14 protein-coding genes are annotated in these 21,763 nt (G+C 63.1%); 6 read left to right on the forward strand and 8 right to left on the reverse strand.

The genetic code is table 11. The annotated features are described in order from the left end of the window. The first annotated feature begins 143 nt into the window (after nt 1-143). The 4 genes from ACF8FB_RS23940 to ACF8FB_RS23955 all read left to right on the forward strand — a co-directional run bounded on the left by ACF8FB_RS23940 (nt 144) and on the right by ACF8FB_RS23955 (nt 6,781). Nucleotides 144-2,576, forward strand: a complete 2,433-nt coding sequence (locus ACF8FB_RS23940; RefSeq protein WP_010951702.1) for a TonB-dependent siderophore receptor — start codon at nt 144-146, stop codon at nt 2,574-2,576. A 56-nt stretch (nt 2,577-2,632) separates the two neighbouring features. After that, nucleotides 2,633-3,745, forward strand: a complete 1,113-nt coding sequence (locus ACF8FB_RS23945) for a PepSY-associated TM helix domain-containing protein (protein WP_392509593.1) — start codon at nt 2,633-2,635, stop codon at nt 3,743-3,745. Next, nucleotides 3,742-3,927, forward strand: a complete 186-nt coding sequence (locus tag ACF8FB_RS23950; protein WP_019750253.1) for a hypothetical protein — start codon at nt 3,742-3,744, stop codon at nt 3,925-3,927. The genes ACF8FB_RS23945 and ACF8FB_RS23950 overlap by 4 nt, the downstream gene beginning before the upstream one ends. Before the next feature lie 67 nt (nt 3,928-3,994). Next, nucleotides 3,995-6,781: a dermonecrotic toxin domain-containing protein gene (locus ACF8FB_RS23955; RefSeq protein WP_060489129.1), complete on the forward strand. Its 2,787-nt coding sequence runs from the start codon at nt 3,995-3,997 to the stop codon at nt 6,779-6,781. A 17-nt stretch (nt 6,782-6,798) separates the two neighbouring features. On the opposite strand, the gene ACF8FB_RS23960 is transcribed toward ACF8FB_RS23955, so the two are convergent. From ACF8FB_RS23960 to glnE, 8 genes are all read right to left on the reverse strand, one after another. Beyond that, nucleotides 6,799-8,241: a lipopolysaccharide kinase InaA family protein gene (locus ACF8FB_RS23960; RefSeq protein WP_392509594.1), complete on the reverse strand. Its 1,443-nt coding sequence runs from the start codon at nt 8,239-8,241 to the stop codon at nt 6,799-6,801. Then, the gene (locus tag ACF8FB_RS23965) at nt 8,241-8,993 is read right to left on the reverse strand and encodes a lipopolysaccharide kinase InaA family protein (RefSeq protein ID WP_003255640.1); all 753 of its coding nucleotides are present in this window, start codon (nt 8,991-8,993) and stop codon (nt 8,241-8,243) included. The genes ACF8FB_RS23960 and ACF8FB_RS23965 overlap by 1 nt, the downstream gene beginning before the upstream one ends. Next, a complete protein-coding gene (locus ACF8FB_RS23970; protein WP_010951698.1) occupies nt 8,990-9,724 on the reverse strand; it encodes a lipopolysaccharide kinase InaA family protein in 735 nt (244 codons plus the stop codon). Before ACF8FB_RS23970 ends, ACF8FB_RS23965 begins: the two co-directional genes overlap by 4 nt. Then, nucleotides 9,724-10,530 (reverse strand): lipopolysaccharide core heptose(I) kinase RfaP, encoded by an 807-nt coding sequence (rfaP, locus tag ACF8FB_RS23975; RefSeq protein WP_010951697.1) that lies wholly within the window; start codon nt 10,528-10,530, stop codon nt 9,724-9,726. Before rfaP ends, ACF8FB_RS23970 begins: the two co-directional genes overlap by 1 nt. Further along, the gene (locus ACF8FB_RS23980; RefSeq protein ID WP_010951696.1) at nt 10,527-11,651 is read right to left on the reverse strand and encodes a glycosyltransferase family 4 protein; all 1,125 of its coding nucleotides are present in this window, start codon (nt 11,649-11,651) and stop codon (nt 10,527-10,529) included. Before ACF8FB_RS23980 ends, rfaP begins: the two co-directional genes overlap by 4 nt. After that, on the reverse strand, nt 11,651-12,709 hold the full coding sequence (waaC, locus tag ACF8FB_RS23985; RefSeq protein WP_003255648.1) for a lipopolysaccharide heptosyltransferase I: 1,059 nt from the start codon (nt 12,707-12,709) through the stop codon (nt 11,651-11,653). The genes ACF8FB_RS23980 and waaC overlap by 1 nt, the downstream gene beginning before the upstream one ends. Next, a complete protein-coding gene (gene waaF / locus ACF8FB_RS23990) occupies nt 12,710-13,759 on the reverse strand; it encodes a lipopolysaccharide heptosyltransferase II (protein ID WP_010951695.1) in 1,050 nt (349 codons plus the stop codon). Nucleotides 13,760-13,899: 140 nt separating this feature from the next. Beyond that, a complete protein-coding gene (gene glnE / locus ACF8FB_RS23995) occupies nt 13,900-16,833 on the reverse strand; it encodes a bifunctional [glutamate--ammonia ligase]-adenylyl-L-tyrosine phosphorylase/[glutamate--ammonia-ligase] adenylyltransferase (protein ID WP_350298363.1) in 2,934 nt (977 codons plus the stop codon). A 383-nt stretch (nt 16,834-17,216) separates the two neighbouring features. Here glnE and aceE point away from each other — a divergent pair, with 383 nt between their 5' ends. Together aceE and aceF are read left to right on the forward strand one after the other, a co-directional pair. Then, nucleotides 17,217-19,862: a pyruvate dehydrogenase (acetyl-transferring), homodimeric type gene (gene aceE, locus ACF8FB_RS24000; protein ID WP_392512187.1), complete on the forward strand. Its 2,646-nt coding sequence runs from the start codon at nt 17,217-17,219 to the stop codon at nt 19,860-19,862. 13 nt (nt 19,863-19,875) lie between these two features. Further along, entirely contained in the window at nt 19,876-21,528 is a 1,653-nt protein-coding gene (gene aceF, locus ACF8FB_RS24005; protein WP_392512189.1) for a dihydrolipoyllysine-residue acetyltransferase, read from the forward strand. The last annotated feature ends 235 nt before the right edge of the window (nt 21,529-21,763 follow it).

The following is a 21,763-nucleotide window of genomic DNA, read 5'->3' on the forward strand; positions in this document are numbered from 1 at the left end:
TAGGAGCGGGTTCACCCGCGAAGAGGCCGGTGCTGGCAAAATCCCATTAAATAATTCTCAATATTTTTCAGATTCACCCTGTCACTTTTCAGATCTCGCTCGGCAAGGAAGCAGCAAGCACTTACCCGTCGAGGAACCGCCGCATGTCCCGTGCCGTTGATCATATCCTGCGCCCCAGCCTGATGGCCCTGGCCATCGGCCTGGCTGCCCCGCTGACCAGCCCTGCCTTGTTCGCCGCCGAGCAATCCACGTCGCGCGCCTACAACCTGCCCAGCGCGCCACTGGCCACCACCCTCAACCAGATCGCCAGCCAGGCCGGCATTGCCTTGGCCATCGACCCGGCACTGGTCAGCGGCCGCACCTCGGCCCCGGTCAGCGGCCAATACGACGGCCTGGGCGCCCTGCAAGCCGCCCTGAGCGGTACCGGCCTGCAGTTGCAGCAGAGCAGTGCGGGCAGCTACAGCCTGGTGGCCGTGCCGGATGGCACACTGGCCTTGCCGGAAACCACCGTGAATGCCACCAGCGCCAGCGAAAGCGCCTGGGGCCCGGTTGAAGGCTACGTGGCCAAGCGCACCGCTGCTGGCACCAAGACTGACACGGCACTTGTGGAAGTCCCCCGCTCCGTCTCTGTCGCCACCCGCGAGCAAATGAAAGACCGCGGTGTACACAGCCTGGATGATGCAGTGCGCTATATGCCGGGCATCGTCTCTGCCAGCTTCGGCAGCGATACGCGGTATGACTGGATGCGCGTGCGCGGCTTCGAGCCAACGCAGTTCCTCGATGGCCTACCCCTGCCCCGCGGCGTGTATGCCAACCCGAAAGCCGAAACCTGGAACCTCGACCGCCTCGCCCTGCTGCGCGGCCCGGCCTCTTCGATTTACGGCCAGACTCCACCTGGCGGCCTGCTGGACATGGTCAGCCGCCGTCCGCAAGCCGAAAGCGCTCACGAAATCGAGCTTCAATACGGCAGCGACAACCATCGCCAGATCAACTTCGCCAGCACCGGCAAGATCGACGATGAAGGTCGCTTTCTCTATGGCGTCAGTGGCGTTATTCGTGACAGTGGCACCCAAATCGACCACATCGACAACAAGCGCTACAACATTGCCCCAAGCCTGACCTGGAACATTGACGAAGACACGACGCTGACCTTCCTCACCCAGTTCACCCGTGACGATACCGGTGCCACCAGCCAGTTCCGGCCCATCCAGGGCACCAAGATCGACATGCCGTTCGGCAAGATCTCGCACCACAAGAACCTGGGTGACCCGGATTACGAGTTCTACGACCGCACTTACTACGCGCTGGGTTACGCCTTCGAACACCGCATCAATGACGTCTGGCAGTTCCGCCAGAACCTGCGCTACACCAAGTCGGACCTGTCGTTCCAGACCATCACCCCTGGCAGCTACAACAAGAGCTCGCCGCCGGTGCAGGACGATGGCACTGTCAGCCGCATGTCCACCAACACCGATGAAGACATCAGCCAGTTCGCGGTGGACAACAACTTCCAGGCGGACTTCGCTACCGGGGACATCGACCACACGCTGTTGATCGGCCTGGACCACCAGCGCATCAACACCAACTACCTGTCGATCTTCGACTTCAACGTGCCGGACAGCAACGTCAACAACCCGGTCTACGGGCTGCCGATCACTCGCCCTGATCGGTCGACCGCGTTTTACGACTACAACCAGAAAACCCGTCAGACCGGCCTGTATGTGCAGGACCAGATGGCGCTTGGTAACTGGCGCCTGACCCTGGGCGGTCGTGAAGACTGGGTGCACACCGGCACCAAGTTCTTCAACCAGGGCGATGCCACCAATACCCAGCGGGACAAGAAGTTCAGCGGCAACGCAGCCATCAGCTACGTGTTCGACTCGGGCTTCGTGCCGTACCTGTCCTATGCCGAGTCGTTCCAGCCGTCCAGCAATGCCAGTGTGTCGGCCTCGGACTCGTTCAAGCCCACCGAAGGCAAACAGTGGGAGCTGGGCGTGAAGTATCAGCCGCCGGGGTCCAACACCCTGTTGTCGGCAGCCGTGTACGACCTGACTCAGAAAAACGTCTCGGTCACCAACACGGTCGGTGGTGTGACCATCACCAGCCAGACCGGCGAAGTGAAAGTCCGCGGCCTAGAGCTGGAAGCGGTTTCCGATGTGACCGACAACCTGAAGGTGATTGCCGCCTACACCCTGGCCAAGTCCGAGGTGCAGGACGGCGATTTCAAAGGTAACCGCCTGCAACTGATGCCTAACCAGCAAGCGTCCATCTGGGGCGACTACACCTGGCACTCGGGCGTACTCGACGGCTTCGGCATCGGCCTGGGCGCGCGTTATACCGGCAATACCTACGGCGACCAAGGCAATACCTACCTGGGCAAGGCCAAGGCCTACACCGTCTTCGATGGGTCGGTGCATTACGACCTGGGTCGCCTGAACGGCAGCCTGGAGGGCGCGTCGGTCGCGGTCACCGCCACCAACCTGCTGAACAAGGATTACCTCTCTACTTGTGACTCCTACTACTGCTACTACGGCGATGAGCGCAGCGTTGTCGCCAGCGCCACTTACAAGTTCTGAGTGAGCTGGGGCCGCCTTGCGGCCCCGGGTTCCAACCGACAACAATCGGTACCGTGATGAAGAGCCCCACCATCCGCCGCTGGTCCTTGATCCACACCTGGAGCAGCCTGGTCTGTACCCTGTTCCTGCTGTTGCTGGCAGTCACCGGCCTGCCCCTTATCTTCCACCACGAACTCGAACACCTGCTAGGCGACGCCCCTGAACTGCGTGAAATGCCGGCAGGCACCCCGCACCTCGACCTGCAGCAACTGGTGCTCAAGGCCGAACAACATCGCCCCGGCGAGGTCATGCAGTACTTCGGCTACGATGAAGACGACCCCAACGGCGTGGTCGCCATTACCGCCGCCACCGCCGGCACCGACCCCAACCTGTCGCACACCTTCATGCTCGATGCACGCACCGGCGAGGCGGTGGCCATGCCGGCCGCCAATGGTGGATTCATGATGGTGATGCTGCGCCTGCATGTGGACATGTTCGCAGGCCTGCCGGGCAAGCTGCTGCTGGCCTTCATGGGCGTATTGTTCATTGTCGCGATTGTCTCCGGCACCGTGCTCTATGCGCCGTTCATGCGCCGCCTGGAATTCGGCACCGTACGCCACAAGAAATCCCGCCGCCTGCGCTGGCTCGACCTGCACAACCTGATCGGCGTGGTCACCCTGGCCTGGGCATTGACGGTGAGCGTGACCGGGGTAATCAGCGCCCTGTCCGACCTGGTCATTGCGGCCTGGCGCAACGACAGCCTGGCTGCGATGGTTGCCCCCTACCGCGACGCCCCGCCGCTCGTCGAGCGCGCTCCAGCCACTCGCCTGCTGGACATTGCCGAACAGGCCGCGCCGGGCATGCGCCCGGACTTCATCGCGTTTCCAGGCACGCGTTTCTCCAGTGAGCACCACTATGCGGTATTCATGAACGGTGCCACACACCTGAGTTCGCACCTGTTCACGCCGGTACTGATCGATGCTCGCACCCTTGAAGTGACTGCCGTAGGCGACCGTCCCTGGTACATGGATGCCATGGGCCTGTCGCAGCCACTGCATTTCGGCGATTACGGCGGGCGACCGATGCAGATCCTCTGGGCGTTACTGGACGTGCTGACAATCATCGTGCTCGGCAGCGGCCTCTACCTGTGGTGGAGCAAACAGCGCAAACCCAGGGAGGCACGCGCATGAGCCACAGGTCGCAACCCACTGCGCGCCTCTTCGCCTGGCCAGTGTTGATTGCCCTGCTTGGCTTCCTGGGCCTGTTCGCTGCGCTGCTCGGCGACGGTGGCTGGGACGTTCTGGCCTGGGCCGGCCTGGGCCTGCCGGCCCTGCTGAGCCTGCGCGGGCTGCTCTGGCGTCGGGGGCGCTAGCCCGCTACCACCCCGCAACCGCAGGTATTGCCAAGCATGGGGTTTTCCTCAACCAAGGACCCGCCCAATGCGCCCCCTCGAACAACTGGAACAGATCGACCGACAGATCGGTGACCTGCTCGACGGCCTTCCGACCCTCGACCTTCAACAACCCATCAACCCCGACACACGCACCTGGCTGCACGGTGAACTGGCCAGCTTCTGGACCACGGCCGATGAGCATGGTGAAACCCCCAGACAAAAGCTGCTGGCACTGCGCAAGGCGCTGATGCTGGCCGAGGTTGAACTGCGCCTGGGCGACGAGACCTTGGGCTACCGCTCAGCCGATCAACTATGGGCCTGCCTGCACCTGCCACTACCCTCCCAGCGCAGGCATATGCCCCTGGCCAAAAGGCCACAGGTCTACCGCGTTCTGCTGGAAGGCCTACGGCCCAACTGGCGAAGCTACCTGCCAGGCACACTGATCATCGTTGCCGGTACCGCCGAAGGCCCTATGCTCACGCCTCAGGATGCCGCAGGCGCTGCCTTGCTGTGCAGCCTGTCACAAGGCATCGAGGCTTTCGACTCACTGGGCGCACTGCACCAGGAGCTTTGCGAACGCCTGGAAGACCCACTCCAGAGCAGACCGCTGCTGCATCTGTACACTGACACGCAGGCGGACCGCGCTCGCCGGTCAAAGCGTCTGCGCTATGACTGGTACGCCGATAACCTGCTGGAGGCCCAGATCGACAGTGCGATAGAAGCCCAACGCCAACGCTTGAGTGACACCGGCTTGTGGAGCAACGCCTCACCCGACCAGCACATCCAAATACATAAAGCCCTGGCGCTATGGCACGAAGTCGGCGCCAAACCCATCCTGCAAACACGCTACTCCCAATTGCTTGAGAAGCACCTGCCCAACTGGCTGCGCAATACATCTGCGCAAGGCCTGAGCCATATGATGCAGGCCATGCAAACGCTGGTGGCAATCGCCGAGCAGGCTGCTGCCCCGGGAGTGCTGAGCCTTGACGACTTCAAGCAACGCAATAGCCTGCTGGCCTGGGCCAACGCACGCCTTCGCGAGCGCCTGAGCCATGACCTGGGGTACGAAACAGATCCTCGCGAGATCAAGATCGTGGTCGTACGCGCCCGCCGCACGGGCGCCATCATGCATCCCTTCGCCCTCTCATCCTATGTCACCTATGCAGGCATGCGACGCGTGGGCCACGAGATGGTGGAGATGGTCGAGGAAATCAACACCCTCGAAGAGATCGCCCTCAAGAACTTGCCGTGGTTCGATACCGACTACTGGCTGACTGCCCGGGTGATCCATGCCCACGGCAAAGCCATGCCCGCCGGGCTCACGCCGCAGTATGTCAAGCACATGGTCCGGGAACTGAACGTGGGTGACAGCTACGCAAAGTACCTGCACACCCAACTCATCAGTTCCAGAGCAGGCAAATGGCGCCTGACTGCGCACAGCAAGGTCAACCGTGCACGCATGCACGCTGAAGCAGTCAAGGCGCGCTACGCCGGACACTTTGGCGAAGACCCTTTCGAACATGGCTACAACTGGGTGCGCGCAGTGTTGGACCAACCACACAATGCCTTGCGTGCGCCAGTAGCAGGCTACCCGGTCACTGTTCGGCAGTTGAACATCATGGGCCATACCCTGCAGGGCGTGCTTCTGCTCAACAGCCTCCCCTACAAGTCTCCGGCATGCGTGCTATACACCCCGGATGCCCCGGACCGCAGGGCCTGGCGCCGTTTTCGAACAACCCGCGAACTGCTTCGCACATTGCGCCAACAGCCCACGTTGAGAGCGTACGTAGCCCAGCGCCTGCCATTGCTGCCTGTCGCCACGGTGCAGCGGTTGCTGGACAAGGGGCGCCTGAGCACGCATTTGACCACGCCCGAGGTCAAAGACGACCTTTTCTTCGACTACTACATGGCCGAGGCCCGGGCGCTGATCGCCCAGGCCGACGCCGACAGCATGACGACCAGGGAAGTGAATGCGGAGTCGGTCATGGCGCTGAGCTGGCGTTTGCTGGATTTCATCAGCCTGCTGCTGCCCAACCGCGCGTTGCTGGTGCTGTCGATTGGCCGCATGGCAATCGATATCCTGGACGGCATCGAGGCCTTCAACCAAGAGGATGTCGAAGGGGTGATGCGGCATTCCTATCAGGCGCTTAGCCACCTCAACGATGCAGGTACCAGTTTTCTCGGTTCCAGATTGCTACGCCGGTCCCTGCGCGGAATACCCAAACAACCGCCACTGCCACTGCCCGCACGCTTCCAGGCGCAACCGGACAGCAGCAGCCTCCGGTATCGCATAGACGGTATCTACGGTGAGGGTGTATACGAGCAAAGCTCGGCGTTTGGTGGGCTGTCGCTGTATTTCGTCAAGGACAGCGACAACCGCTACTACCAGGTCAGCTTCGACGGCTACCGCTGGCGAGCCATTGACCCTGACCAGCCAGATGCCTATCTGCAGCAACCGCTCAAGCGCAAAGCCGACGGGCAGTGGGTCATCGACTCACCGGTGCTCTGGTACGACGGGCTGCCCGACCTGAAGCAATTACTGCAGGACTGCTATCTACAAACGCCTGTGGCCGGCCTGCCGGTAAACATCGAACAAGGGCTTTTTCAGGCTGACGATCAGCTGTACCTGGCACTCGAGAACGGGCAGTTGCCTGTGCGCCGCCACCTGCTACCGGATCATTACCACTTGGAGATTGCCGTTGCCAGCAACGCCGGGGTGGTGCCGTGGGCGGTGCTGCGCCACGAAAACGGCCAGTGGCTGATACGCGTTCGCCAGGCAGGGCGCAGCAGTGACTGGCTGACACTGCCAGATCAACCACCGCCGGCCCACTGACAGCGGAGCCGGCGGCCTCAGTCGACCAGTTTTGGCAACAGCCGGTCCAGCCGCTGATGCAAGGCACTGCCAGTGGGCCAGTTGCGCAGCAGCCGTGCCCGGTCACGGGCATAGGCCGGGGCGAAGCTGAGCTGGGTGGCGTGCTGGCACATGGCATCGAGGTCGATCAGCGACCACTGGCCGTTGTGCCAGAACAGGTTATGGCCTTTGAAGTCGCCGTGGCTGATGCGTTCGCGAATCAGCTGCTGCATCACGTGCACCAAGGCATCCACCTGCTCCTCGGGCGCATCGCCGCTTTCGACGTGGGGCGCGAAGCATGCCGTCAGGTCCGGGCCGTCGACATACTCGGTGACCAGGTAAGCACGGCTGCGCAGGCCCAGCACTCGCTGTTCCAGCACCGCGAGGGGGCGTGGGGTGGCGATGTCGAGGAATTCCAGGCGGTGGCCTTCAATCCAGGAATGCCAGGCCCGGCTCGGGCGCCAGAAGCGCTTGAACCAATGTGCGGTGTTCTTGATGTTGTAGCGCTTGATCACCAACTGGCGACCATTGACCTCGATGCGCGCCACGCTGGCAGCGCCACCGGTCTTGTACAAATGGCCCTTGTCGATCAGCGCATCGGCCTGCTCCAGTACAGGCTGCATGGCCTCGACCTCACTGCGGCGGATCGCCTGCAAGCCCGAGAGGGTGCGCTGGACGCTGAACAGGCTGCACTCGCGGCCAGCCTTGTCCAGATAGTCCCTCTGGCGCCAGTTGCGCACCTTGTCCACCTGTTTCTGCAGCGCTTCCAGCGGCAAGGCATGCTCGGCATTGGCCAGCAGGTAATGCACCAGCAGCTCTTCGATGAACGGCTCCAGGCGCTTGGGCAACTGGGCGAAGAACACCCCGAGGTTTTCCAGCACGCGTGGACGCGACAACTGCTGACCAGGTGTTTCCGCCTTTATGCCCGCACCGTCGATCAGGTACAGCTTGCCGGCATGGCGCAGCAGGTTGTCCAGGTGCAGGTCTTCCTGCCAAAGGCCTCGGGCGTGCATGTGCGCCACAGCCGTGAGCGCTTCGCCCAGTACCAGGTGCTGCTCGTCCGCCAACACTGGCAGGTTTTCCACTGCGGCCCAGGCATCGGCCAGGCTTTGGGCACCGTCAAGGAACTCGAACAGCAGCCAGCCGCCCTCGCCTTCCTTGAGGCCGTCGGCCAATAGCGTCGGTGTGGTCAGGCCTTGTTCGGCCAGCAACTTCACACCCTGCAGTTCGCGCTGGAAATGCCGCGCGGCGTTACCCCCGACCAGCAACTTCGCCAGCACCGGTGTGCCACGCCAGACACCAGCGCCCACATAACGCTGGCCCGGCAGCACGCGCAGCAGGCTGAGCAATTGCAAGTCGGCGCTGCCGGCGGCATCAACCAACGTGATACTCAGGGGCAGCGCCGGGCTGCGCCCGGCATCCTTCAGTTCAGACAAACGCATCAGCGGGCCTCTTTTTCACGACGGCGTTGCGTCAGCCGTTGCAGCCAGGTGTCGACCAGCGCGCCGTCAGCCGGCTGCCCCAGGTAGGTAGCCAGCAAAGTACGTACATCCTGCACGCGCCAGGCCTGCGCGCGGCGCAGCAGCGGTTCCAGGTCCTTGAGGCGGTCACGCATGCCGAACAGCAGCGGCCGGGTCTTTTCCAGGTCGATCAATTGCGCGTCCCAACCCTCGCGGCGTTGACGCAGGAAAATGTGCTTGGGGTAGAAGCAGCCATGCACCTGGCCGGCGCTGTGCAGGGTACGCGCCAGCTGACCGCAGGCCTGCAGGATGCCAGTGCGCTCGGCTTCACCCAACCGCGGCCACTGCGCCAGCAGGCTGTCGAGGTCGGCCCACTCGTCCAGAGCGCGGGTCATCAGGATGGCCCGGTGCTTGCCGCCCTGCTTGCGCTCGCCGTAGAACACCGCCTGCAATGCCGGAATGCGCAGCTTCTGGTAGCGACTGATGTTGCGGAATTCGCGGGCGAAGGTGGGCTCGCCGAACGGCCGGTGCAAGGTACGGGTCAGGTAGTCGCTCTGGCGCTTGAGGTAGTAGCCCTTGCCTTCGAGTTCCAGACGGAAGACGCTGCTCCAGCCACCACGGCCGGTGTTGGGCTCGTCCACAGCATCAAGTTGCAGCGCCCACAGCGCCTCGAAGTTGTCCAGGCCATGGCGCTTGAGCAGCGCGAGGTCCGCGCTGGCCAGGTAATCGGTCATTCCCTTCCCTCGAAAAAGCCCAGTACCCGATGAATGCGCTTCTTGTCACGCACATTCAGCCGGTCGCGGCCACGGTATTGCAGGTAGAAGCGCAAGCGCTGGGTAGCTGACAGGTGGTATTTGGCCACTTTGTCCAGGCATGCCAGGTCCTTGATCATCCGATGGCGCCACATGAAACCGCGCCAGAAGTCGCCGGTGGGGCAGTCAATGAAGAATAGCGTGCCTTGGTCATCGACCAGCAGGTTGCGCCACTTCAGGTCGTTATGGGCAAAGCGGTGTTCGTGCATGACCCGGGTATGGCGCGCCAGCTGACGACTGACATGGTCGACCCAGGCGCGGTCGGCCAAGCGCGCATCGTTGTGTTCGGCCAGGGCCGACAGGTCTTCGGTGTGCGGCAGTTCACGGGTGATCATCGCGCCACGGCCAAAGGCCAGGCCGTTGCGCTCCAGGCCCCAGGCCACGACTTCGGCAGTGGGGATACCCCATTTGGCGAACTGCTTGAGGTTTTGCCATTCGGCCTTGATGCGTGGCCGCCCCAGGTACCGGCGCATGTGCTTGCCGGCCCCGGTGTAGCGCTTGACGTAGTAGTTGATCCCGTCACGCTCGATGCGTACCACTTCACTGAGCGGGTCGCGGGTCAGCCGTTCGCCCTGGAGGGCGAACACCGCGTCGAGGCTGCCGAAGTCCGCCGCCAGGTGTTCGTACCCCGGCGCCAGTGTCCAACTCGCCATCAGAGTGCATCCCCATAGCGTTGCTTGCGATCGTAGAGTTTCTGGGCCTTGCGCTCCAGCCAGGCGAGCAGCGCGGCTTCGTCCTTCAGCACCTGCCGCAGCGGACGCTGGAAGTAACCACGCAGGAAGCGCAGCTTGTCGCGTTGGGTCAGGCCGATGTCCAGGGCCGAAAAGTACAGCGCAGCCAGGTCCTTGTCGCGCCAGCGGCGGCTGATTCTGGCACGGGTTTGCGCGCGGTGCAGGTCGATCACCGACAGCTTGAAGTCATCCGCCGTCACCGGTCGGTCGGTGTGCAACAGGAAATGGCAGATGTAGCAATCGCGGTGGTTGACCCCGGCGCGGTGCATGCCGCCGGTCATCTTCGCCACCTCGGCGATAAGTGCACGCTTCAGGCGCGGCTCGGGCGGCTGTTTGACCCAGTCGATGCTGAAGTCTTCCAGGCTGATGGTCGGCGCCAGCTCTTCGGTGATGATGAACGAGTGCTGCGCGGCCGGGTTGCTGCCACGCTCGCCGTAGGCGACTGCGGTCATGGTCGGCACACCCACTTCATGCAGGCGTTGGATCGCCCGCCATTCCTGGCCAGCCCCGAGCACCGGCAACTTGGCGGTGAACAGGTTCTTGAAGATCTCGCCCCAGCCGATGCCACGGTGGATCTTGACGAAAAAGCCCTCGCCAGCCACTTCGGTGCGCAGCGTGCGGCGCCCTTCCAGCTCGCGATAGACCTCGCCTTGCAGCGCCTCCACGGCGTCGAAGGCATCACGCCCGGCCCACAGGCGTTTGAAGGGTTCGGCCAATATCAGCTTCATGCGGTTTTTTGCCCCAGGATCACGTCAGCAGCATGCTGCGGCATGCTGTACAGATCGGCGCTATCAGCAAATGCCAGGCCATTGCGCGACCAGCTGGCACGCGCCTGCGGGTCTTCGAGCATGCGCTGCAGATAGCCGTTGAGCTGCTCTTGTTCGAACGGCTCGTCCAGCACCAGGCCGCTGTCGGCCTCGGCAATGTAGTGGGCATAACCGCACACCTTGGACACCAGCACCGGCAAGCCGGCGACCAACGCTTCGAGCAGCACCGTACCGGTATTCTCGTTGTACGCCGGGTGAATCAGCAGGTCGGCGCCCAGCAGGAAGCGCGGGATATCGCTGCGGCCCTTGAGAAACTGCACCTGGTCGCCCAAGCCCAGGGTAGCGCTTTGCAGCTGGAATACCTTGGGGTCGTCCTGGCCGATCACCATCAGCCTGGTGCGTTTGCGCAGGGCTGACGGCAGCGCAGCCAGTGCCTTGAGGCTGCGGTCCACGCCTTTGGTCTTGAAGCCTGAGCCAATCTGCACCAGCAGCAGGTCGTCATCCCCCAGGTTGAATTCCTTGCGGAACTCAGCGCGGATCTCGGCGGCATTGGCCGGCGCACGGCGATCCTGGGAAATGCCTGGCGGCAGGAGGTGGAAACGTTCTACCGGGGTGCCGTAATGCTTGATGAACAGCGGCTGCTGCACTTCGGAAATCATCAGCACTTCGGTATGGGCGTCCTTGGCAAACACCGCACGCTCGTACTCGGCAAAGTGCCGGTAGCGGCCCCAGCGGCGGTACAGCCCACCGCGCAGGGTCTGCGCCTTGTCTTCGAAGCAGCCGTCGGCGGCGTAGTACACGTCCAGCCCTGGCATCTTGTTGAAGCCGATCAGGCGGTCGACCGGGCGCTTGGCCAGGTCGGCGGCCATCCAGGCGCTGAGCTTCTCGTTGCGGCGGTGGTTGAAAATCGCCTTCACCGGCGCCACCAGCACTTCGAAGCCCGGCGGAATGTCACCCTCCCAGATCAGCGTATACACACGGATCTGGTGGCCCCGCTTCTGGCATTCCAGGGCAATGCGCATGAAATCGCGCTGCAGCCCGCCGAAGGGGAAATATTTGTAAAGCACGAAAGCCAGTTGCATCAACGGACATCCTCAGCCAGCAGCAACGCGCTCAAGCGGCTCGCCACATGCTCGGGATTCAGGCGAGTGAAGCACAGCGGCCACTCGCGTTTCAGATCGAACCGGGCCAGGTCATCGGCGCTCGGTTTGTAGGTGCACTTCTTCTGCAGGCAGGGAGCGCAAGGCCAGTCACTGGCCTGGTGAATCTGGGTCCGTCCGTAGGCGCCAGTCAGGCCCGGGTTGGTAGGGCCAAACAGCGAAAGGGTGGGCACATCGAGTGCCGCCGCCAGGTGGCCAAGGCCGGTATCGACCGCCACGCAGGCCTTTGCCGCCGCCAGAACACGAGCGACGCCGGCAAGGTTCAATTTGGGGAGTACCTGACAGTTGTTCAAGCCTTGGGCAATTCGCTCGGCCCGCGCCTTCTCAGCCGGATTACCCCAAGGCAGGCGCACTTCCAGCTTGCGCCGGCCCATGCGCTCGGCCAGTTCGCGCCAGTAGGCTTCGGGCCAATGCTTGGTCGCCCAGGTGGTGCCATGCAGGAACACCACATAGGGCGCAGCCGGCGGCAGTTGCAGGCGGTCGAGGTCCAGGCCGTAGTTGCCGATGCCTTCTGGCAGGTCATAGGCCAGGGCCATGGCAAACAGTTGGCGTACCCGCTCCACCGCGTGCTGGCCGGTGGCAACCGACAGAGGCCGGTCGTAGAAGCGGCTGGCCCAGCCTTCGCGCGCCGAGTAGCGGTCCAGGCCGGCTACGGGTGCCTTCACGTAACGGGTCAACCAGGCCGACTTGACCAGGCCCTGGGCGTCGATCACAAGGTCGTACTTGCGCTCGCGCACGCGCTGCTTGAACGCCTTCCACTCGCCACTCTTGATGGTTTGCCAAAGGTTCTTGCGCCAGCGACGGATCGCCACCGGGATGACCTGGTCGACCGCGGGGTGCCAACTGGGGATTTCGGCGAAGCCTTCTTCCACCACCCAATCGAAACGGATGCCGGGAATGGCATGGGCGGCATCGGTAAGCGCCGGCAGGGTGTGGATTACATCCCCCAGCGACGAGGTCTTGATGATCAGTACCCGCACTTAGTCGACCTCGGCCACGGTATCGATCAGGTCCGGCCCGCTGAGGCTGTGCAGGGCGGCGATCACTTTGCCCGGTTCCAGCAGACGCAGGCAATTGTAATGGCCGAAGCGACAGGTGCGGTCAAAGCACGGGCTGCACTCGATACCGGTGCGCACCACTTCCACCTGTTCGGCCAGCGGCGGGGTGAAGCCGGGTGAAGTCGAGCCGTACACCGCCACCAACGGACGGTTCAGCGCAGCGGCCACGTGCATCAGGCCGGAGTCGTTGGACACCACGGCATGGGCGCAGGACATCAGGTCGATGGCCTCGGCCAGCGAGGTCTCACCGGCCAGATTGGACGATTCTTCACGGAGCCCCGGGATCAGCCGGTCGCGGATCTGCTCACCGACCGGATGATCGTTCTTCGAGCCAAACAGCCACACTTGCCAGCCTTGGCGAATCATCGCATCGGCCACAGCGGCATAGTGCTCTGCCGGCCAGCGCTTGGCTTCGCCAAACTCGGCGCCAGGGCACAGCGCCAGCACCGGACGGTCCAGTTCCAGGCCGAACTTGGCCAGGGCGGCGTCACGGCTTTGCGCTTCGATCTGCAGGTTGGGGCGCGGGTATGGCTGCGGCAGCTCGGCGCCGGGTGCGTAAGCCAGGGCCATGAAGCGCTCGATCATCAGCGGGTAGCGGGCCTTGTCCAGCTTGCGCACATCGTTCAGCAGGCCGAAGCGCATTTCACCGCGCCAGCCGGTGCGTTTGGGAATGCCGGCAAAAAAGGGCACCAGCGCCGACTTGAGCGAGTTGGGCAGCAGGATGGCCTGGTCGTACTGGCCGGCCAGGGACTTGCCGATGCGCCGCCGCGTGGCCAGCTCCAGCGCGCCGTGGCCGAGCGGGAAGCTCAAGGCCTGGCGCACTTCAGGCATGCGCTCGAGGATCGGCCGGCTCCATTCAGGGGCCAGCACGTCGATCACGCAGTCGGGGTGCTGCTGTTTCAGGCACTGGAACAGGGTCTGCGCCATCACCATGTCGCCGACCCAGCTGGGGCCAATGATCAGTATTCTCATGCTTAGTCCAGAAACGCTCGGGGAGGCTACAGGCTGCGGTACAGCCTGGCCTCCCCTCTTTATATTCAGGCTATGTGGCCGACAGTGTAACACCGGTGGTGAGGCATGAGCCTTTGGGGCTGCTTTGCAGCCCATCGATCTCAAGTCAGCCCCAGTTCACCCCAGATCCGCCGCACTTCACGGCGTTCATCGGCAAACTGTGCCGCATCGATCACCCCGGCCTCCTTCTGCAGGGCCTGGCGGTGGGAGGCCGAGCGGAACGCTTTGTACACTTCACGCAACAGCACCGCGTCACTGGCCGGCATCAAGTTCGCCTGCTCCAGCTCTTCCAGAATGCGGATGTTATCGGTCCATCGAAGTATGGCCGGATGGTCATGGGACCAGGCCAAAGCGGCGTATTGCACCATAAATTCGATATCGACGATACCGCCGGCATCCTGCTTGATATCGAAGGGTACACCGGCGTCGAAGGCGTTCGCCGCGGTACCGGCAGCCGTCGCCTTGGTACCGAGGTTGTCACGCATCTTGGCGCGCATTTCACTCACCTCGCCGCGCAGCTTTTCCAGGTCGCGGGCCTGGCCCAGTACCTTGGCGCGCACACCTTCGAATGCCGCCCCCACCTGCTTGCAACCCACCAGCACACGGGCCCGCACCAGCGCCTGGTGTTCCCAGGTCCAGGCTTCGTTCTGCTGGTAGCGCTCGAAGGCGCCCAGCGAGCTTACCAGCAGGCCCGAGGCGCCGGACGGGCGCAGGCGCATATCCACGTCGTACAGTTGGCCCGAGTTGGTCTGGGTGGTCAGCAGGTGGATGATGCGCTGCCCCAGACGCGTGAAGAACTGCGCGCTGTCGATAGGCTTCGCACCGTCGGTTTCCGCCTGCGGATCGCCGTCATGGATGAAGACCAGGTCCAGGTCCGAACCGTGGCCTAGCTCCAGGCCGCCCATCTTGCCGTAACCGATGATGATGAAACCCGGGTCGCACAGGCTGCCGTCGCTGCGCTTGGGTTGGCCGTGGCGGGCCACGGTCTGGCGCCAGGCCAGGGCCAGCACCTGGTCGAGGATGGCTTCAGCCAGCCAGGTCAGGTAGTCGCTGACTTTCATCAACGGCAGGTTGCCGCTGATTTCCGAGGCGGCCACGCGCAGGCTGTGGGCCAGCTTGAAATGGCGCAGCGCCTCCATCTGCTGCTCCAGGTCGTCCTCGGGGATGCGCGTCAGGCGCTCGCGCAGCTCGCTGGCCAGTTCTGGCGCCAAGGGCGGGCTGAACAAGCGGCCCTCATTGAGCAGTTCGTCGAGCAGCAGCGGGTAAAGGGCAATCTGCTCGGCAATCCACGGGCTGGCGGCGCACAGCGTCAGCAAACGGCGCAAGGCACCGGGGTTTTCGGTCAGCAGTACCAGGTAGGCAGAACGCCTTGCCACAGCCTCGACCAATGGCAACACCCGCTCCAGCACCAGGTCGGGGTTGTCATGCTCCACCGCCTGGGCCAGCAGCCGTGGGATGAATGCGTCAAGTCGCTCACGGCCGATGCGCTGCATCGAGCGCAACTGCGGGCTGGAACGCAGCCCGGCCAGGCGCCTCAAGGCTTCGGCGGGTTGCTTGAAGCCAGCCTCTTGCAATTGCCGGCCAGCGGCTTCTTCATCCTGCGCCTGCTCCCACAACGGCGACCACTCGCCACCCACCACCAGTTCGCCTTCGCCGTCTTCATCATCCGGGTCGGCAATGACCTGGCGGAAATGCCAGTCGATACGGCCACGCCAGTACATCAACTGGTCGTGGAAGCTCTGCCAGTCGGCAAAACCGAGCACGTAGGCCACGCGTGCCTGATCGGTCTCACCTTCCGGCAACATTTGCGTCTGGCGGTCGGCAATGGCCTGGATCGCGTGCTCGGTGTACCGCAGGAACTCATAACCCTCGCGCAACTCGGCCACCACTGCTGGCGGCAGGTAGCCTTGGCCTTCCAGGGTGGCCAGCACCTTGAGCAACGGCCGCTGCTGCAGGCTGAGGTCACGCCCGCCGTGGATCAGCTGGAAGGCTTGGGCGATGAACTCTACTTCGCGAATACCACCGGCACCCAGCTTGATGTTCTCGGCCATGCCCTTGCGCCGCACTTCCTGCTGGATCAGCTGCTTCATGGTGCGCAGCGCTTCGATTGCGGAAAAGTCCAGGTAGCGGCGGTACACGAACGGGCGCAGCATCTCCTGCAACTGCGCGCCGGCCGCCTGGTCGCCGGCCACCACCCGCGCCTTGATCATCGCGTAACGTTCCCAGTCACGGCCCTGGTCCTGGTAGTACTGCTCCAGTGCATTGAAGCTGAGCACCAGGGCACCCGCCGAACCATAGGGACGCAGGCGCATGTCAACGCGGAACACAAAGCCGTCGACGGTAACCGGGTCCAGTGCCTTGATCAGCCTTTGGCCCAGGCGCGTGAAGAACTCCTGGTTGTCCAGCGAGCGCTTCACCCCTTCGGTTTCACCGCCCTCGGGGAAACCGAAGATCAGGTCGATGTCCGACGACAGGTTAAGCTCTACCGCTCCCAGCTTGCCCATGCCCAGCACCACCATGTGCTGCGGCTGGCCGCTGCGGTTGCCGATGGGCGTGCCGAATTGCTGGCAATGGCGCGGGTACAGCCATTGGTAGGCTTCGTCGATGGCCGCATCGGCAAGGTCCGACAGGTCACGGCAGGTTTCGCCAAGTTCCGCCTGACGGGTAATGTCGCGCCAGATAATGCGCAGCTGCTGGCGGTTGCGCGCGCGGCGCAGATTGCGCGCCAGCTCGTCCTCGCTCTGTGCCGCCTGGGCTGTTGCGGCGATTTGCCCGCGCAGCTCACCCGGGGCGTAACGCCGCTCCAGCTCGCCGCTGGCCAGCAGGGCGAACAGCATGGCGGGCTCGCGCTGGGCCAAACTGAGCACGAATTCACTGGCAGCAGCCACCTGATCGAACTGCTGCCGGTGCAGCGGGCTCCAGGCCTGCAGGTCGAGTTCGGGGTGGCCGGCCACGGCATCGCTGATGAACTGCTGGTTGCGAGTGACCAGCGGCTGCAAGGTGGCAGGCAGATCGGAGGGCAAAGGTAGGCGCATGGTCTATCCTTGATCGGCGTGAAATAGAGGGGAAAAAGCGGCCAAGGGGAAGCCGGACCACGGTTGGACTGTCGTACAAAAGTTGGAAATAGCTAAAAAAAACGAAAAATTGGCAACAAACATCAAGAACCACCCGTTCGCGACACAATGCCAACCAACATGAACGTTTTTCCTCACAAGCCAAGGTGCGACCAAACGTCGCACAAATGTAGTTTTACTACTACTCGTGTCGTGTAAAAGCATGAAATGCGAAAGCAAATGTAGTAAAACTACAACGCGCCGGAAGACACCCCGGTAATCCAAGAATTCACGACGTCTGCCCATAAGGCCAGTCGCAATCTCAGGCAATCGATTCTGGTTGCCTTTCCGCCCTGGAGCAAGCCATGCAAGACCTCGATCCAATCGAAACCCAGGAATGGCTGGATGCCCTGGAGTCGGTCCTCGACAAAGAAGGCGAAGACCGCGCTCATTACCTGATGACCCGTATGGGCGAGCTGGCCACCCGTAGTGGCTCCCAGCTGCCATATGCGATCACCACGCCATACCGCAACACCATCCCTGTCACCCACGAAGCACGCATGCCTGGCGACCTGTTCATGGAACGCCGCATTCGCTCGATGGTGCGTTGGAACGCGCTGGCCATGGTCATGCGTACCAACCTGAAAGACTCGGACCTGGGCGGACACATCTCTAGCTTCGCCTCCAGTGCCACCCTGTACGACATCGGCTTCAACTACTTCTTCCAGGCCCCTACCGAAGAACACGGCGGCGACCTGATCTTCTTCCAGGGCCACGCATCGCCAGGCGTCTACGCCCGTGCCTTCATGGAAGGCCGTATCAGCGAAGACCAGATGAACAACTTCCGCCAGGAAGTGGACGGCAACGGCCTGTCTTCGTACCCGCACCCATGGCTGATGCCTGACTTCTGGCAGTTCCCGACCGTTTCGATGGGTCTGGGCCCGATCCAGGCGATCTACCAGGCACGCTTCATGAAGTACCTGGAAGCCCGTGGCTTCATCCCGGCCGGCAAGCAGAAGGTCTGGTGCTTCATGGGCGACGGTGAGTGCGACGAGCCGGAATCCCTGGGTGCAATCGCCCTGGCCGGCCGCGAGAAGCTGGACAACCTGATCTTCGTCATCAACTGCAACCTGCAGCGCCTCGACGGCCCGGTTCGCGGCAACGGCAAGATCATCCAGGAACTCGAAGGCGTGTTCCGTGGCGGTGGCTGGAACGTCAACAAAGTCGTCTGGGGCCGTTTCTGGGACCCACTGCTGGCCAAGGACACCAACGGTGCCCTGCAGCGCCGCATGGACGAAGTCATCGACGGCGAATACCAGAACTACAAAGCCAAAGACGGCGCGTACGTTCGCGAGCACTTCTTCAACACCCCGGAACTCAAGGCCATGGTCGAAGACCTGTCCGACGAAGAGATCTGGAAGCTCAACCGTGGCGGTCACGACCCGTACAAGGTTTACGCGGCCTATCACCAGGCTGTGAACCACAAAGAGCAGCCGACCGTCATCCTGGCCAAGACCATCAAGGGTTACGGCACCGGTGCTGGCGAAGCCAAGAACACCGCGCACAACACCAAGAAGGTCGACGTCGACAGCCTGCGTCACTTCCGTGACCGCTTCGACATCCCGGTCAAGGATGCCGACTTGGAGAACCTGCCGTTCTTCAGGCCGGAAGAAGGTTCTGCCGAAGCCAAGTACCTGGCCGAGCGCCGCGCAGCCCTGGGTGGCTTCGTACCGCAGCGCCGTGCCAAGAGCTTCAGCGTGCCGACCCCGCCACTGGAAACGCTGAAAGCGATCCTGGACGGCTCGGGCGACCGCGAAATCTCCACCACCATGGCCTTCGTGCGTATTCTGGCGCAGCTGGTCAAGGACAAGGACATTGGCCAGCGCATCGTCCCGATCATCCCGGACGAAGCCCGTACCTTCGGTATGGAAGGCATGTTCCGCCAGTTGGGCATCTACTCGTCGGTCGGCCAGCTCTACGAGCCAGTCGATAAAGACCAGGTGATGTTCTACCGCGAAGACAAGAAGGGCCAGATCCTCGAGGAAGGCATCAACGAAGCCGGCGCCATGTCGTCGTTCATCGCTGCCGGTACCTCGTACAGCTGCCACAACCAGCCGATGCTGCCGTTCTACATCTTCTACTCGATGTTCGGTTTCCAGCGTATTGGCGACCTGGCCTGGGCCGCTGGCGACAGCCGCACCCGTGGTTTCCTGATCGGCGGTACCGCCGGCCGTACCACCCTCAACGGTGAAGGCCTGCAGCACGAAGACGGTCACAGCCACATGATGGCGGGCACCATCCCGAACTGCCGCACCTACGATCCGACCTACGGCTACGAGCTGGCGGTGATCATTCAGGACGGCATGAAGAAGATGACCGAAGAGCAACAGGACATCTTCTACTACATCACCGTGATGAACGAATCCTACCAGCAGCCAGCCATGCCGGCCGGTGTCGAGGAAGGCATCATCAAGGGCATGTACCTGCTGGAAGAGGACACCCGCGAAGCCGCACACCACGTACAGCTGATGGGCTCCGGCACCATCCTGCGCGAAGTCCGCGAAGCCGCGAAGATCCTGCGTGAAGAGTTCAACGTCGGTGCCGACGTGTGGAGCGTCACCAGCTTCAACGAACTGCGTCGCGACGGCCTGGCCGTGGAACGCGCCAACCGCCTGAAGCCTGGCCAGAAGCCACAGCAGACCTACGTCGAGCAGTGCCTGAACGGTCGCAAAGGCCCGGTCATCGCCTCTACCGACTACATGAAGCTGTTCGCCGAGCAGATTCGTCAGTGGGTACCGAGCAAAGAGTTCAAAGTCCTGGGTACCGACGGTTACGGTCGCAGCGACAGCCGCAAGAAGCTGCGTCACTTCTTCGAAGTCGACCGCCACTTCGTGGTGCTGGCTGCCCTGGAAGCCCTGGCTGACCGTGGCGAGATCGAACCCAAGGTTGTTGCAGACGCTATCGTCAAGTTCGGTATCGACCCGGACAAGCGCAACCCACTGGACTGCTGAGGAGTATTTTTAAGTGAGCGAACTCATTCGCGTACCTGACATCGGCAGCGGTGAAGGTGAAATCATCGAGCTGTTCGTCAAGGTCGGTGACCGTATCGAGGCTGACCAGAGCCTGCTGACCCTGGAGTCCGACAAGGCCTCCATGGAAATTCCGGCGCCCAAGGCTGGCGTGATCAAGGAACTGAAGGTCAAGCTGGGCGACCGCCTGAAAGAAGGCGACGAACTGCTGGTCCTGGAAGCCGAGGGCGCCGCTGCTGCGGCCCCTGAGGCACCGGCTGCTGCCGCTGCTCCGGCTGCGGCGCCAGCGCCAGCCGCTGAAGCCGCTCCTGCTGCTCCGGCCGCAGCCCCGGCTGCTGCCAGCGTGCAGGACATCCACGTGCCGGACATCGGTTCGTCGGGCAAGGCCAAGATCATCGAAGTGCTGGTCAAAGTCGGCGACACCGTCGAAGCCGACCAGTCGCTGATTACCCTGGAGTCCGACAAGGCCTCCATGGAAATCCCGTCGCCGGCTGCCGGCGTGGTCGAAGAAGTGCTGTGCAAGCTGGAAGACGAAGTCGGCACTGGCGACCTGATCTTCAAGCTGAAAGTGGCGGGTGCCGCCCCGGGTGCCGCCCCGGCTGCCGCGCCGGCACCGGCTGCTGCTCCTGCACCAGCCAAGGCTGAGGCTGCTCCGGCTGCCGCACCTGCCGCTGCCGCCCCGGCTGCTGCCCCTGCACCGGCTGCTACCGCACCGGCCACTGGCAGCAATGCCAAGGTTCACGCAGGCCCCGCTGTTCGTCAGCTGGCCCGTGAATTCGGTGTCGAGCTGGGTGCAGTTGCTGCCACCGGCCCGCACGGTCGCATCCTGAAAGAAGACGTGCAGGTCTACGTCAAGGCCATGATGCAGAAGGCCAAGGAAGCGCCGGCAGCCGCCGGTGCGACCGGTGGTGCTGGCATCCCGCCGATCCCTGCCGTGGACTTCAGCAAGTTCGGTGAAGTGGAAGAAGTGGCCCTGACCCGCCTGATGCAGGTCGGTGCTGCCAACCTGCACCGCAGCTGGCTCAACGTGCCGCACGTGACCCAGTTCGACTCTGCCGACATCACCGAGCTGGAAGCCTTCCGCGTTGCGCAGAAGGCCGTGGCCGAGAAGGCTGGGGTGAAGCTGACCGTGCTGCCACTGCTGCTCAAGGCCTGCGCCTTCCTGCTCAAGGAACTGCCGGACTTCAACAGCTCGCTGGCGCCAAGCGGCAAGGCCATCATCCGCAAGAAGTACGTGCACATCGGCTTCGCCGTGGACACCCCGGACGGCCTGCTGGTCCCTGTGATCAAGAACGTCGACCAGAAGAGCCTGCTGCAACTGGCTGCCGAAGCCGCTGCACTGGCCGAGAAGGCGCGCACCAAGAAGCTGTCGGCTGACGAGATGCAAGGCGCCTGCTTCACCATCTCCAGCCTCGGCCACATTGGCGGCACCGGCTTCACGCCGATCGTCAATGCGCCGGAGGTGGCTATCCTGGGCGTCTCCAAGGCGACCATGCAGCCAGTCTGGGATGGCAAGGCCTTCCAGCCAAAGCTGATGTTGCCGCTGTCGCTGTCCTACGATCACCGTGTGATCAACGGCGCTGCCGCCGCGCGCTTCACCAAGCGCCTGGGCGACGTGCTGGGCGATATCCGCACCATGCTGCTGTAAGCCAGCACACTGCCCCTCCTTGCGAGGGGCAGTACCTTTTTCGAGCTGCCACGCTCGTACCTCAACCCCGTCGATTGGCGGGGCTTTTTTTTGCCTGGAAAAAGCTGGGAGGGCTTCGCCCTCCTTTCGCGACACAAGGCCGCAAAGCGGCCCCAAAATCTCCAGCCAAACTGCAGAATCGGCCACGTCAGCCGATAACCTGTCCACAGCATCAAGCATGGCCGCTTGCCAGCCC

Origin of the sequence: Pseudomonas sp. yb_2, assembly GCF_043103905.1 — a bacterium.
Lineage (GTDB): Bacteria > Pseudomonadota > Gammaproteobacteria > Pseudomonadales > Pseudomonadaceae > Aquipseudomonas > Aquipseudomonas alloputida.

Coding starts and splice junctions, on each gene's coding strand:
- ACF8FB_RS23955 (WP_060489129.1), top strand. CDS start 3,995: ATGCGCCCCCTCGAACAACTGGAACAGATCGACCGACAGATCGGTGAC.
- ACF8FB_RS23950 (WP_019750253.1), top strand. CDS start 3,742: ATGAGCCACAGGTCGCAACCCACTGCGCGCCTCTTCGCCTGGCCAGTG.
- rfaP (WP_010951697.1), bottom strand. CDS start 10,530: ATGAAGCTGATATTGGCCGAACCCTTCAAACGCCTGTGGGCCGGGCGT.
- aceE (WP_392512187.1), top strand. CDS start 17,217: ATGCAAGACCTCGATCCAATCGAAACCCAGGAATGGCTGGATGCCCTG.
- waaF (WP_010951695.1), bottom strand. CDS start 13,759: ATGAGAATACTGATCATTGGCCCCAGCTGGGTCGGCGACATGGTGATG.
- ACF8FB_RS23970 (WP_010951698.1), bottom strand. CDS start 9,724: ATGGCGAGTTGGACACTGGCGCCGGGGTACGAACACCTGGCGGCGGAC.
- glnE (WP_350298363.1), bottom strand. CDS start 16,833: ATGCGCCTACCTTTGCCCTCCGATCTGCCTGCCACCTTGCAGCCGCTG.
- ACF8FB_RS23980 (WP_010951696.1), bottom strand. CDS start 11,651: ATGCAACTGGCTTTCGTGCTTTACAAATATTTCCCCTTCGGCGGGCTG.
- ACF8FB_RS23965 (WP_003255640.1), bottom strand. CDS start 8,993: ATGACCGATTACCTGGCCAGCGCGGACCTCGCGCTGCTCAAGCGCCAT.
- ACF8FB_RS23960 (WP_392509594.1), bottom strand. CDS start 8,241: ATGCGTTTGTCTGAACTGAAGGATGCCGGGCGCAGCCCGGCGCTGCCC.
- ACF8FB_RS23945 (WP_392509593.1), top strand. CDS start 2,633: ATGAAGAGCCCCACCATCCGCCGCTGGTCCTTGATCCACACCTGGAGC.
- ACF8FB_RS23940 (WP_010951702.1), top strand. CDS start 144: ATGTCCCGTGCCGTTGATCATATCCTGCGCCCCAGCCTGATGGCCCTG.